We start from the raw sequence: 13,974 nt of genomic DNA on the forward strand, positions 1-13,974 counted from the left end.
CTCGAGGCGCTGCAGGCCGAGGGCGGCTATCTCGCCACTGCCGACGAGAAGCGCAAGCTCGAGGCGGTGATGTGGGACGCCGAGGGGCATCGCCGGATCGAGACCGTCGCGCGCGCCGCCGGCGTGATCGCCGCGAAGGCCGGTGTTCAGCTCCCCGAGGGCAAGAGCTTCATCATCGTCAAGGAAGATCAGATCGGGAAGGCGCACCGCTTCTCGGGGGAGAAGCTGTCGCCGGTGCTGGCCATCTTCAAGTACAGCGGCTTCGACGAGGCGCTGTCGATGGTGTCGCGGATCTTCGAGGTCGGCGGCAAAGGGCACTCGGTCGGGATCGCCTCGTTCGACGACGAACACATTCACCGGCTGGCGTCGATGGCGCCGGTCAGCCGCATCATGGTGCGGCAGCCGAACGTGCGCGGCAACGCCGGGTCGTTCACCAACGGCATGCCGCAGACGGCGAGCCTCGGGTGCGGCACCTGGGGCGGCAACATCACCAGCGAGAATCTCAGCGTCAAGCACTACATGAACACGACGTGGGTGAGCCGCCCGATCCCGGAAGACAAGCCGGACGAGCGGGAGATCCTCGGCGAGTTCTACGGGTCGGAGATTTTCTGACGCGGTAGGTCTCGGCTTCCAGCTTCCGGCTTCCAGCTGTCGGCTACTTCGTTCGGGTCGGTCCTCGCACGGTGAGGCCGGCGCGGCCGGCTTCGACCTCGATGCCGCCGTCCGACAGCGGATCCGCGTCGTACGACACCACGAACTGCCGGGTCAATTCCTCGGCGATGCGCTCCAGCGCCGCGAACATGCCGCCGGTGCGCTGAAACGACACGTGGATGCCGCCCGACTGGCGCGTCCCCTCGGTGTACATCCGATCCCGATCGAGCCCGCTGATTTGTCCTTCGAGATCGAGCTTGCGGCCGCCGGAGGTCGAGCCCGCGGGGATCGTCGAGGTGTTCCATCCCGCCAGCGTCGCGGCATACAGCACGCTCGACCCGGCCCGCAGTTGTTCCAGCACGCCTTCGACCGTCACCGTGCTCGGCTGCGCTCCGTCGGTGCACAGCACGACGATCGCCCGGCGCCCCTCGCGCGACCGCTGGTCGCGGGCAATCTCGAGCACCGCCTGGACGATGTCGCCGGGCTCGACGCTGCGCGGCGGCAGGCCGTTGATGGCGCGGGCGAACGGCACGATCTCGGCGGTGTAGTCGATGCGCCGCTCCGATCGCTTGCCGACGGTGTACAACGCCACCGTCCCGGCCTGGTAGACGTGATCGAAGAAGTTCGCGACCGCGCGTCGGACGTCGTCGTCCGGCGCGAGCCGCTCCTCCACCGCCACCGCGACCTGCAGCGAGGCGCGCGACGGCTCGACGCGGATGATCGGCCGGACGCGGCCGCGTTCGCGGATGACGATGTCGCCGGCGGTCAGCCCCGCCAGCGGCGCGCCGTCGGCGCCGCGCGCCGTCACGTAGATCGTCTTGCGAGTGGACTGCGCGTGGACCGGGATCGTGGCGGCGGCAATCAGCAGAACGATCCCGCTCGCGGCCGCCAGCGTCACGGCGGTGAGCACGCCGGGCAGCGTGCGCACGTCAGGCCAGCCCGACGTGACGGAGGATGGCCTGCATGCGCGGGTGGTGCCGCTCCGCCTCGAACCGCGGGTCGACCTTCAGCGCGAGGACGTCGAAGGCGCGGTCTTCGCAGCTCCGGTCGAGCCACGTGAACCCCAGTTCCGGCTGGCCGAGCGCGAAGCGCACGGCGGCGAATTCGATCGGCGAGACGTAGCGCTGCGCCGCGATCGCCTCCAGCCTGCGCAGCGAGGTCAGCGCCAGCGGCTTGCGGCCGGCCAGCGCCATCGCGCGGGCGAGGCCGGCCAGCATGCGCGGGCTGTGCGGCGACAGATCGATGGCGCGCTGGAACGCCGCGATCGCCTCGTCGAGATCCTTGCGCTGCTCCTGGATCACGCCGAGCGCCCAGTAGGCGGGGGAGAAGTGCGGGTTCAGCTCGATGGTGTGGTCGCACTGTTCGAGCGCCGCTTCGTAGTCCCGCCGGTAGGCGTGGATCAGCGCCAGGTCGCGGGCGACGATCGACGACACGGGATCGAGCGACTGTGCGATGCGCATCTCCTCCAGCGCCTCGTCCAGCCGTCCGAGCGGCACGAGGCAGGACATCGCGTACCAGTGATGCGCGGTGGCGTAGCGCGGGTCGAAGGAGATCGCCCGCTGGAACTCGCGTTCGGCGCCGTGCCAGTCCCAGTCCTGCGTCGCCTTGACGTGGGCGAGCGACGTCCGCCCTTCGGCGCACGTGCCGTCGAGCATCACCGCGGACGCCGCGCTCGACGCCGCCTGCGCCCAGACCAGCGACGGCGGCCGGACGCCGTAGTGCGCCAGCAGCGAATGCGCGTCCGCCAGGCCGCTGTGGGCCAGCGCGAACTGCGCGTCCTCGACGATCGCCTTCTCGAAGAAGTCGAGCGCCTTGTGGAGCCCCTCGTCGGTGCGCTGGTTCAGGTGATACCGCCCCTGCAGGTACAGGTTGCGTGCCGCCAGGTTCTCCGCCGGACGCCGGGCGCCGCGGCGCTGCCCCGCGTCGAGCAGCCGCGGCTCGAGCTTCTTGACCACCGCGTCGGCGACGAGCTCCTGCGCCGCGAAGGGATCGCCGAGCGGCGCATCCACCGACTCCGACCACAGGTACGACGCGGTCGCCGTGTCGACCAGGTGCACCGTCGCCCGGACGCGGTCGCCGGAGCGTCGAACGCCGCCGGTGAGCACCATCGCCGCGTGCGTCGGCGGATCGCTCGGCTGGATGGCCAGCACGCGGAGCGCTTCGAGCTTGGCCAGGCTGTGGATGATCTCCAGACGCAGGCCGTCGCAGAAGTACGCCAGATCGTGCGCCGGGCTCTGGTCCGCCAGCGGCTGGACGGCGATGGTGTTCTGGCCGGCGAGGGTCGGCGACATCGATCGCCGCCCGCCGCCCGACGCATCGCGATGCTTGAAGACCGGCGCGTAACCGCCCTTCGGCAGCTCGATCAGGATCGCGTCGGCGCCCCCTTCCTCCCGGTAGTAGCGCACCAGCCGCGCCCGCAGCCGCCGCGCCTGCACGCGGACGATCGGGTCGGCGCGCGGATCGAACGACGAGTCCTTGTCGAACACCTGCACGCCGATGACGTATTCCTTCAGCTGATCGCCGCGGCCGGCGAGCGACTCGGAGACGATGAAGTTGAGGAACCGCTTGAGGCGATCGACCTGACGGAACGTGACGCTGGTCAGCACGCGCTCGAGGTGCCCCTCGACCTTGCTCGGGACAGTCGCGCCGCTGTCGAGGTGCGGCTGGCGGCCGCCGGAATCGGGCTCGGACGTCACCTGCGCCGGCAGCGCCGCGGTCCTGATCGGGATGATGTTCGGGCCAGCGCCGTCGTCCCGCCGCGCGCCTCTGGCCGGCCGCTCGCGGGGCGGCCGCGCTCCGCTGCGCCCTCGTTCGCCCGCCGGTTCCGTCCGGTACTTCGACATGAGAGACGGCTAGTCGGTCTCGACGTCGAGACGGTGAATGTCGCCGAGGATCACGCTGTAGGCCAGCGCGCCCATCAGCGCGACAACGGCGATGTAGGCCAGCGGGCCGAAGAACGAGCCGGTCGCCTGATACGCGGCGCCGACGACGATCGGCGTCACGATGCCGGCAAGGTTGGTCGTGAAGTTGAACAGCCCTCCGGTCAGGCCGATCAGCTTCTTCGGGGCGATGTCCGAGACCACCGTCCACCCGAGGTTCGTCATTCCCTGGCCGAAGAACGCGATCGACATGATCACGATCACCAGCGCGTTGTTGTCGGCCGGAACGTAGTTGGCGAGGATGATGGTCGACGCCAGCAGCATGCCCGAGACGATGGGCAGCTTGCGCGCCAGATTCGCCGACCCGGTGCGCTTGAGGATCGTGTCCGACACCATGCCGCCGAGCACGACGCCGATCGCCGCCGCGATGTACGGCACCGAGGTCATGAACCCGGCCTTGATGAACGTCATGCCGCGCGCGGTGACCAGATACGTAGGAAACCAGGTCAGGAAGAAGACCAGCGTCGAGTTGCCGCCGAACTGGCCGATCGACGCGCCGACCACCTGGCGGTGCTTGAGCAGCGCCGCGATGTGCCGCCACCTGAAGACGACAGGCTGCCCTTTGTACTCGCCGCCGCCGCCCGCCTCGATGTAGTCGAGCTCCGCCTGGTTCACGGTCTTGTGCTCGCTGGGATTGCGGTAGAGCGCCCACCACACGAACGCGAACACGATGCCGATGCTGCCGACGATGAGGAAGAGGCCGCGCCAGCCGAACTGCTGCGTGATCCAGAACAGCGGCACGCTGAGAAAGCCGAGCCCGAAGTTCATGCCCACCGAGTAGACGGAGTTGGCGCGCGCCCGCTCGTGCTGCGGAAACCAGGTCGCCAGCACGCGGCTGTTCGCCGGGAAGCACGGCGCTTCGAAGATGCCGATGCCGATGCGCGTCAGCACCAGGCCGGCCAGCGAGCTCACCACCCCCATCAGCCCGGTGAAGAACGACCACAGCCCGATCGAGATGAAATAGGTGAACCGCGTGCCGAACTTGTCGAGGAAGATGCCGCCGGGAATCTGCAGGAAGGCATAGCTCCAGGAAAACGCGGAGAACACCAGCCCCATCTGCGTCGGCGTGAGCCCCAGATCCCTCGACAGATGCGGGGCGGCAACGCTCAGCACCGTTCGATCGAGATAGTTGATCGCCGTGCCGATCGCGACGAGCGCGAGGATGGGCACCCAGCGGACGCTGGTCCGTTTCTCCACCTCGACCAACGGTGTGACATCAGTCATTCGGCATTCGCCGCTCGGCTCGCGCTCTTCAGCGACCTGTCAGCTGCCCTTCCGGTAAACGCAGTTGATATCCCAGTGCCCCGGCGTCGGCGTCGGGGCGTTTTCCATCGGCGCCTGGATCACCGTCGGACGCCCGGAGGCGAGCGCCGAGGCCAGCGCGGGTCCGAGCTCGTCGGCCGAGCGGATGAACACGCCGTCGGCACCGTAGCCCTTCGCGATCTGCGCGAAGTCGGTGCGATAGCGCGCGCCGTCGGCTTCGAACAGGCAGCCGAACTCCCATCCGTAATGCATGTTGGTGAGTCCGGCGATGGTGCCGAACGCGGCGTTGTCCATCACCAGCCAGACGACGCCGAGCCCCGCCTCCATCGCGGTGGCGACGACCGACGGATTGCTGCCGAACGCGCCGTCGCCGACGAGCGCCACCACGGCGCGGTCCGGCTGCGCGAGCTTCACCCCCAGCGCCGCCGCGGGACCGAATCCCATGGTCGCCAGACCGCTCGGCGTGATGAACGTGCCCGGCACGGTGATGGGGAACTGCTGCCCGACGCCGTTCTTGTTCCAGCCGACGTCGGTGACGATGTAGCCGTCCTCGGGCACCGCCTTGCGCAGCTCGCTGAGGATGCGCTCCGGCCGCATCGGAAACTGCGCCGAGCTGTACTGGTCGGCCCAGTTCGCGGCAAACGCCCGGCGCCCCTGGGCGATGTCCAGCCGCAGCGAGCCGCGGTTCCGGTGCTTGACTCCCCTGGCGGCCTCGCCCAGCGCGGCGAGCGCCAGCTTCGCGTCGGCCACGACGCCCAGCTCGGTGGGGAAGTTGCGTCCGATCTCGGCGACATCCGCGTCGATGTGTATGAGCCGCGCCGGCGGGATGCTGAACGTGAAGCGCGGGTCCCACGAACTGGAGTTCGCCTCGGCGAACCGCGTCCCGATCGCCAGGATCAGATCCGCGGTGCGGCACTTCTCGTTGGCGATCGGCGTGCCCCAGAACCCGGTCATGCCGAGCAGCAGCGGGTGGTCTTCGCGGACGACCCCCTTGCCCATCAACGAGTGGGCGATGGGCAGCTCCAGCGCCTCGGCGAGCGCGGCGAGCTCGGCGGAGGCGCGCGCCGACAGCACGCCGCCGCCGGCATACAACACCGGACGCTCGGCCTCCGCGAGCGCCGCGACGATGCGCTCCGCGGTCGCCGGATCGATCGACGGGCGCGCAATCTCGGCGGGGACCTTGGCGAACGCGTCCACCGGCAGGCTGCTCGAGAACACGTCCATTGGCACGTCCACCAGCACCGGGCCCGGGCGCCCCGTCTGCGCCAGGTGGAAGGCGCGCTCGACGATGCGCGGCAGATCGCGCGCCTGCTCGACGCGGTACACGCGCTTACAGAACGGGCGGTAGATCTGGTACTGATCGGCGTCCTGATGCAGGTTCACTTCCTGGTGCGGATGCCGGCCGTGGAAGTACGACTGCACGTCGCCGGCGATCACGACCATCGGGATCGAATCGAGCGCCGCGTTGGCGACGCCGGTGGCGGCGTTGGTCAGCCCGGGCCCGAGATGAGTCAGCAGGACGCCCGGTTTGCCGGCGGCGCGGGCGTAGCCGTCCGCGGCGTGCGCCGCCACCTGCTCGTGCCGCGTGCTGACGTAGCGGATCCGGCTCCGGCCCAGCGCGTCCAGCATGCCGATCACGGTGTGCCCCGTGAGCCCGAACACCACTTCGACGCCCAGCCGCTCCAGGTAGTCGGCGAGCAGATAGGCCGCGATGCGCGTTTCCGTCGTCGTCGGCAGCGGCTCCGGGATGACGTGGATGGCTGTGCTCATGGTGTGCCCCGCGGGGTTCAGAAGACTTCCGAGTTGTAGAACTCTCCGAACAGCTCCTGTTCGGACGGGCGGTCCTCCGCGATCGGACGGCTCACCCACGTGACGTTCATGTAGTGCTTCAGCGAGATGTTCTCGTTGGTGATGTTGCCGCCCCAGACGCCGCAGCCCATGCTCGACGTCATCGGCATGCCGTTGGTGAAGGTGCCGGCATTCGAGCTGGACTGGACCTGCCGCACCATGATCCGGCTGACCGGCGCCGTCATGGCGAGCTGATGGATGTGCTCGTCGTCGAACGAGTAGATGCCGCAGGAATGGCCGCGCCCGCCGGTCTCGAAGATCCGGCGGACCATGTCGAGCGCCATGTCCCAGCCGTGATACTCGAAGATCGACAGCACCACGCCGAGCTTCTCGGTCGAGAACGGATGCCCCTTCCCGATCAGCCGCTCGGGGACGATGAAGAAGGTCTTGCCGGCCGGCAGATCGATGCCGGCCTTCGCGGCGACGACGTCCGCGCCGCGCGCGATCGTGTCGGCGGTGCGGCGCCCCTCCGCGTCCCAGTACGCGGCCTGCAGCCTCCGCTTCTCGTCGTCGCCGACCAGATAGCCGCCCTCCTTCTGCAGCTGGTCGAGGAACGCGTCATGGATCCGCGAATCGACGAGGAGGTTGCCGTCCGCCGAGCAGCCCGAGCCGTTGTCGTTGGTCTTGCTGATCCGCGTGTTGCGCGCCGCTTCCTCGACGTCCGCGGTCTCGTCGATCACCATGGTGGCGTTGCCGGCGCCGACGCCGTAGGCCGGCTTGCCGGATCCGTACGCGGCGCGGACCATGGCGGGCCCGCCGGTGGCGATCGTCAGGTCGCATTGGGCCATCAGCTCGTTGGCCAGCGGAATGCTCGGCCGCTCGACGACCTGGAGCACGTCGTCGGGCACGCCGAGCCGGTGCAGCGCGGCGCGCATGATGCGCACGGTCTCGATGGTGGTCCTGCGGCTGGACGGATGGGGCGAGAAGATCACCGCGTCCTTGCATTTGATCGCGTAGATGGCGATGCCCACGGGAGTGACATAGGGGCTGGTCACCGGAATCAGCGCCGCGATCACGCCGGCAGGCTTCGCATACTTCACGATGCCGCGGACGGGATCCTCTTCGATGATCCCCATGCTCTTCTGGCGCAGCGCGTCGCGCAGGATGCCCTGGACCTTGGCCCGCCGGGTCGGCTCGCGGCGGCCCATGCCGCTCTCGTCGACGCTCATGTTCGCCAGCCGGGTGGCCGTCGCCTCGTTGCCGCCGGCCCAGGCGACCGCGCGGCAGATGCGATCCACCGTCGCCTGATCGTAGTGCTCGACGGCGCGCATCGCGGCCCGCGCCCGCCCGACCAGCTCGGTGACGACGTCGATCTCTTCTGCGGTAATCGTGCGAGCCATCTTATGTCCCGGGGGCGTCGTTCGTTCGCGGCGCAGGCGACGCGAGCGGCGGGCCGTCGTATTCGACCGGGACCTTGATCCGCATCGGCCGCTCGCGCTCGTATTCTTCCGCCACTTCCGCGGTCAGCCCGGCGACGCGGCCGACGATGAAGAGGAAGCGCCCCGCCGGCGGCGCGAAGCCCATGTCGTGGAGGATCGCGGCGAGGGCGCCGTCGATGTTCATCGGCAGCGGCTTGATCCGCGCCCGCGCCTCCGCTTCGAGCGCCTCCATGAACGCCACCCCGTCGCCGGCCACACCTTCGGCGCGCGCCATGTCGAACAGCACCTTGACGCGCGGATCGGTCGTGTGGACCCGGTGGCCGAGTCCCGGGAGCCGCTTCTTCCCGGCGATCGCTCGATCGACCGTGTCCTTCGCCGCCTGCTCCGGCGTGCGCCCCTCGGCTGTCGCGGCGCGCAGGCCGTCGGCGATGAGCTGCATCGTATTCGACCCGGCGCCGCCGTGGTCGTCGCCGATGGCGAGGATGCCGGCCGCGACCGCCGACGAGATCGACGACCGGTTCCCGGACGCGGCCAGCCGCGCCGTCGCGCAGGACGGGGCGCCGGCGCCGTGGTCGGCGACGCCAATCAGCAGCGCGTCGAGCAGCCGGCGCTCCCCCGGGGTAGGCAGCCGGCCCAGGTGGAGCAGCATGATGGCGTCGGTGAAGGTCGCCCCCGTCATCAGGGTGGTGACGGCGTGCCCCCGGATCCAAATGTTTGTCGCGTCAGAGGTTGCGATTGCCGTCCGCCACGGTTCCATGAAGGCCTCCGATTATACCGGTCATATCATCAGTACGAGTTTGTAACGGTATCGCCACCGTAACGGCATGGCACGCGGACGGCGAGGGTGCTACCGTCCCCCTGCGTCATGCCTGCCATCCGGCGCAGGCATACCTCGGGAACAACTGGAGGTTGTCGACATGTCGTTGTGGCGGACATTGATCATTGGGGCCGTCGGCGCGGCGCTCGTCTGTGTCGCCGGCGCCCGCGCGGGCTGGGCGCAGGCGGTCGCCGGATCGCAGGTCTCCGGCGTCGTGCGTGACTCGAGCGGCGGCGTGCTGCCGGGCGTCGAGGTCACCATCACCAAGACGGACACCGGCACGCCGCGCACGGTCTTCACCGGTCCCGACGGGTCGTACGTGTTTCCCAACCTTCCCGTCGGGCCGTACCGGCTCAGGGTGACCCTGCAGGGCTTCAACGCCTACGTACAGGAGAACATCGTCCTCCAGGTCAACACCAACCCGACGATCGACGTCACCCTGACGGTCGGCAACGTCGGCGAGCAGGTGACGGTGACGGCGGAGACCGCCACCGTGGAAACGCGATCCACCGGCGTCGGGCAGGTCATCGACAACCAGCAGGTCACCGAGATCCCGCTGAACGGCCGCCAGGCGACCGAATTGATCTTCCTCTCGGGGCTGGCGACGACGGCGCCGTCCGGCGATCTCAACACCAACAAGAACTATCCGACGGTGACCATCTCGGTCGCGGGCGGCCAGGCGAACGGCATCACCTATATCATGGACGGCGGCACGCACAACGACCCGTTCAACAACCTGAACCTGCCGACGCCGTTTCCGGACGCGTTGCAGGAATTCAAGGTCGAGACGAGCTCGCTGCCGGCGCGCTACGGCCACCACGCCGCGTCGGCGGTCAACCTGGTCACCAAGTCGGGGACGAATTCGTATCGCGGCAACGTGTTCGAGTTCATCCGCGACTACCACTTCAATGCCCGCAATTTCTTCGCGCCGACCCGGGACAGCCTGAAGCGCAACCAGTTCGGCGGCACCTTCGGCGGCCCGGTGCTGCGCGACCGGATGTTCTTCTTCGCCGGCTACCAGGGACGCGTCGAGAAGAGCAACCCGCCGACCACGGTGAGCTTCGTGCCCACGGCGAAGATGCTCGCCGGCGACTTCACGGAAGTGGCGGGGGCGGGCTGCACGCCGCGGACGCTGTCGGCGGCGGCGGGATTCGTCAACAACCGCATCGATCCGGCGCTGTTCAGCCCCATCGCGCTGCGCTTCCTCGAGCACGTGCCGGTGTCGACGGATCCCTGCGGGCGGCTGCAGTACGGCATTCCCAACAACAACACCGAGCACCAGACGCTGGCGCGGACCGACTACACCGTCAACGCCAACCAGGGAGTCTTCGCGCGCTATCTCTACGCGGTCTACGACAACCCGGCGACCTACGACGGCAAGAACGCGCTGACGCTGAGCCGCACCGGGCAGAACAACCAGGTGCACTCGGTCGTCGCCGGGCACAACTGGGTGCTGTCGCCGACGTTCATCAACGCGTTCCACGTCACCTACAACAAGACCATCAACGATCGGCCGATGCCCGAGTACTTCTCGCCGGCGGATCTCGGGAGCGCGGTCTACAGCCCGCAGCCCGGCTACATGGGCGTGAGCGTCACCAACGGCTTCAACATCGGCACCGGCGGCACCAATCCCGGCTACTTCAACTCCGACAGCGTCCAGCTCGCCAACGACATCGACCTCGTCCGCGGGCGGCATCAGCTGTCCTTCGGCGGCAACTGGATCCGGACGAAGATCGAGACGGTGAACAACCGTCCGACCAACGGACAGTTCACCTTCAACGGCCAGGTGGCCGGGCTGGGGCTCGCCGATTTCCTGCTGGGGCGGGTCAGCAACTTCGTGCAGGGGAATCCGGTCTACGACTTCGACGAGAACGGCTACATCGGCGCCTACGTGCAGGACGAGTGGCGGCCGCGGCCCAACCTGACGGTGAACGTCGGGCTGCGCTGGGAGCCCTACCTCGCGATCAAGAACTCGCTCGGCTACGTCAGCAACTTCGACGAAGCGCGGTTCGACGCCGGGATCCGCAGCCAGGTCTATCCGCAGGCCCCCCCGGGGCTGTACTTCCCGGGCGATCCGGGATTCCCGGGCACCGCGGCGATGAACAACAAGCTGAATCAGTTCGCCCCCCGCGCCGGCATCGTCTGGCAGGTGAACGAGAAGACCGCGATCCGCGGCGGCTGGGGACGCTTCTACGACACCCCGCACCTGTTCTTCAACACGCGCTTCGCGAACAATCCGCCGTGGGGCGCGCAGATCACGCTGACCAGTCCGGCCGGCGGCTTCGCCAATCCGTATCTGACCTATCCGGGCGGCAATCCCTTCCCGGCGCTCGCCACCGGCTGGAAGACGCAGGCGTTTCCGACCGCCGGCGTCTACGTCAACGCGCCGCTGGACACCGAGCCGACGTCGCTGCAGCAGTGGAACGTCGGCGCGCAGCGCCAGGTCGGCGACTGGCTCCTGACCGGCAGCTATCTCGGCAACCATTCCAGCCATCTCTGGAGAGCGACCGAGTTGAACTACGCGGTCTACTCGCCGGGCGCGACCACCGGCACCACCAACGCGCGCCGCCGGCTGGTGCTCAAGAACCCGGCGTTCGGCGCGTTCTACGGCACGATCGGCCAGCTCGATGACACCGGCGAAGCGACGTATCACGGGATGCTGCTGTCGGCGCAGCGCCGGCTGCGCAGCGGTCTCAGCGCGCTGACCAACTACACGCTCTCGAAGTGCATGAGCGATCCGGCGACGACGGAGATCACCGGTCCGACGATTACCGACCCGACCAATCCGGATCTCGACTACTCCTACTGCGATTCGGACCGGCGGCACGTGCTCAACGTCTCGCTGGTGGCGCGGATGCCGAAGTTCGCCAACGCGGTCACCAACGCCATCCTCGGCGACTGGCAGATCGCTCCGCTGCTGCGCTGGCAGAGCGGCAGCCGGTTCAGCGTGACGACCGGCGTCGACAACGCCCTGTCGGGACTGGGCGGCCAGCGCGCCGTGCAGCTGCTGGAGAACGTATTCGGCGACAAGTCGGTGAGCAACTATCTCAACAACAGCGCCTTCGCCCCGCCGGCGCAGGGCACCTACAGCACGCTCAAGCCGAATGCCTTCGTCGGACCGTCGCAGTTCCAGAACGACCTGGCGCTGACGCGGACGTTCCGCGTCGCGGATCGCGGCCTGCAGTTCCGCTGGGAAGTGTTCAACGTGCTGAACAAGGCGAACTTCAACAACCCGACCTCGGCGCTCAACAGCACGAACTTCGGCCGCATCCTCACCGCCGGACAGCCGCGGATCATGCAGTTCGCGCTGAAGTTCGATTTTTAGAAAGGGCTTCGCTGCAGAACGGAGGGGACGGAGGGAACGGTTTTTTACAGAACGGAGCAACGGAGGCAACGGAGGTGAACGGAGGCGAATTGGTTTTTTGGCAAAAACTACCAGCCTCCGTTCTCCTCCGTTGCCTCCGTTGCTCCGTTTTGTAAAAACCGTTCCCTCCGTAACCTCCGTTTGCCGCTACGCTAATCTCATGACCCGAATCCTGGTAGGACTCATGGCCGGCGCCCTGTCGTTCGCACAGGCGCAGGCGCCGCCGACGCCGCCTCCCGCGAATCAACAGCAAACCGCGGCGGGGCAGGGGCGCGGACAAGGGCGCGGACGCGGGCCGGTGGGGCCGCAGCGCAAGCGTCTGCTCGCATGGGCCGACACCCGCAACGGCCAGGCGCAGCACGAGTCGATCGGCCATGCCTTGTCGGTGATCGAGCGTTTGGGCTACGAGTCGGGCCAGTGGGACACCTTCATCCGGACCGACTCCGCCATCATCTCCAGGGCTCCGAAGAAGACCGATGGATCGCCGGCGAGCGGCGGGCCCAACCTCGGGAACGTCGACGCCATCTTCTTCATGGGGCACCGCGAAGTGCCGCTGGAGGAGCCGCAGAAGGCGGAGCTGCTGGAGTTCGTTCGCGGCGGGAAGGGATTCGTCGCCGCCCACGTCGGGCTGACGGCCCTCGAGTCCTGGCCCGAGTTCGGCGAGATGCTCGGCGGCCAGTTCGATCAGCACCCCATCGTCGGCCCCGGCACCATCGTCAACGAAGGTCCGGCCTTTCCGGCGACGAGGCACTTCCCGGCGACGTTTCCGTTCTCGGACGAGTTCTACCAGCCGAAGAATCTCTCGCGCGAGAAGGTCGACGTGCTGCTGCGGCTCGACCTCTCGAACGTGCCGCCGAATCCCAATCTGCGCCTGAACGGAGACTATCCGCTCGCGTGGGCGAAGATGTACGGCAAGGGGCGCGTGTTCTACGGGTCGTTCGCGCACGCGGCGGAGACCTGGGACATCCGCAACGTGCAGCAGATGTATTTCGAAGCGATCCGCTGGGCGCTGGGGCTCACCGAGGGGACGCCGTCGCCGCATCCGCTCCCGAAGTAAACTCTTGTTCGGTGATCGTGATGCTGATGGGGCCGCCGGGCTCCGGGAAGGGGACGCAGGCGGTCCGCGTCGCTGAACGATACGCTCTGCCGCACGTTTCGACCGGCGACGCGCTGCGCGCGGCGGTGAAGGCCGGGACGCCCATCGGCCGCGCAGTCGCCACCGTCATGGCCGCCGGGCAACTGGTCGGCGACGACCTGATCACCGGCATCGTCCGCGAGCGGCTCGCCGCGCCGGATGCGCGCGGCGGCTGCATTCTCGACGGCTATCCCCGCACGGTGGCCCAGGCCGCCGTCCTCGACACGATGGTCGATCCGGCCGCCCTGATCGTCGCGCACCTGGTCGCCGACGACGAGGAGATCGTACGGCGCCTGGCGTCGCGGCGCGTCTGCGACGCGTGCGCGTTGACGCAATCGGTGTCGCCCGACGCCGATCCGGACCGCGAAGCGTGTCCGTACTGCGGCGGGAATCTCAGCCGCCGTCCGGACGACCATCCGGAGACCGTACGCCGCCGGCTGGCCACGTACGCGTCACTGGCAGGACCATTGATCGAGTACTACCGCGGGCGCCCGACGTTCGCGACCATCGACGGCCTGCAGCTGCCCGATCGCGTCACCCGCGATCTGTGCGCCCATATCGATCGCTGCCGCTGACGG

The 13,974-nt window shown here is 68.5% G+C and carries 10 protein-coding genes; 4 read left to right on the forward strand and 6 right to left on the reverse strand.

Going from position 1 to position 13,974, the window contains the following annotated elements; genetic code table 11:
• Positions 1–612, forward strand: a 612-nt coding sequence (locus VFK57_03970; GenBank protein ID HET7694840.1) for a hypothetical protein, incomplete at its 5' end; no start/stop codon positions are given.
• 43 nt (positions 613–655) lie between these two features.
• Here VFK57_03970 and VFK57_03975 read toward each other — a convergent pair.
• From VFK57_03975 to VFK57_04000, 6 genes are read right to left on the reverse strand one after another with little or no spacing between them, the layout of a single operon-like run.
• Complete coding sequence (locus VFK57_03975) at positions 656–1,579, reverse strand: hypothetical protein (GenBank protein HET7694841.1); 924 nt, start codon at positions 1,577–1,579, stop codon at positions 656–658.
• 1 nt (position 1,580) lies between these two features.
• Complete coding sequence (locus VFK57_03980; GenBank protein HET7694842.1) at positions 1,581–3,494, reverse strand: tetratricopeptide repeat protein; 1,914 nt, start codon at positions 3,492–3,494, stop codon at positions 1,581–1,583.
• 9 nt (positions 3,495–3,503) lie between these two features.
• Positions 3,504–4,814 (reverse strand): MFS transporter, encoded by a 1,311-nt coding sequence (locus VFK57_03985; protein HET7694843.1) that lies wholly within the window; start codon positions 4,812–4,814, stop codon positions 3,504–3,506.
• 39 nt (positions 4,815–4,853) lie between these two features.
• Entirely contained in the window at positions 4,854–6,623 is a 1,770-nt protein-coding gene (locus VFK57_03990) for a thiamine pyrophosphate-binding protein (GenBank protein ID HET7694844.1), read from the reverse strand.
• Between the two features lie 17 nt (positions 6,624–6,640).
• A complete protein-coding gene (locus VFK57_03995; GenBank protein HET7694845.1) occupies positions 6,641–8,041 on the reverse strand; it encodes an aldehyde dehydrogenase family protein in 1,401 nt (466 codons plus the stop codon).
• A gap of 1 nt (position 8,042) precedes the next feature.
• A complete protein-coding gene (locus VFK57_04000) occupies positions 8,043–8,837 on the reverse strand; it encodes a citryl-CoA lyase (protein HET7694846.1) in 795 nt (264 codons plus the stop codon).
• Positions 8,838–8,997: 160 nt separating this feature from the next.
• Here VFK57_04000 and VFK57_04005 point away from each other — a divergent pair, with 160 nt between their 5' ends.
• The 3 genes from VFK57_04005 (at position 8,998) to VFK57_04015 (ending at position 13,971) form a co-directional block, all read left to right on the forward strand.
• Positions 8,998–12,222 (forward strand): carboxypeptidase regulatory-like domain-containing protein, encoded by a 3,225-nt coding sequence (locus VFK57_04005; GenBank protein HET7694847.1) that lies wholly within the window; start codon positions 8,998–9,000, stop codon positions 12,220–12,222.
• Between the two features lie 199 nt (positions 12,223–12,421).
• A complete protein-coding gene (locus tag VFK57_04010; GenBank protein ID HET7694848.1) occupies positions 12,422–13,318 on the forward strand; it encodes a ThuA domain-containing protein in 897 nt (298 codons plus the stop codon).
• 20 nt (positions 13,319–13,338) lie between these two features.
• Positions 13,339–13,971: a nucleoside monophosphate kinase gene (locus VFK57_04015; protein ID HET7694849.1), complete on the forward strand. Its 633-nt coding sequence runs from the start codon at positions 13,339–13,341 to the stop codon at positions 13,969–13,971.
• The last annotated feature ends 3 nt before the right edge of the window (positions 13,972–13,974 follow it).

This window comes from Vicinamibacterales bacterium, from assembly GCA_035699745.1.
Taxonomy (GTDB): Bacteria; Acidobacteriota; Vicinamibacteria; order Vicinamibacterales; family 2-12-FULL-66-21; genus JAICSD01.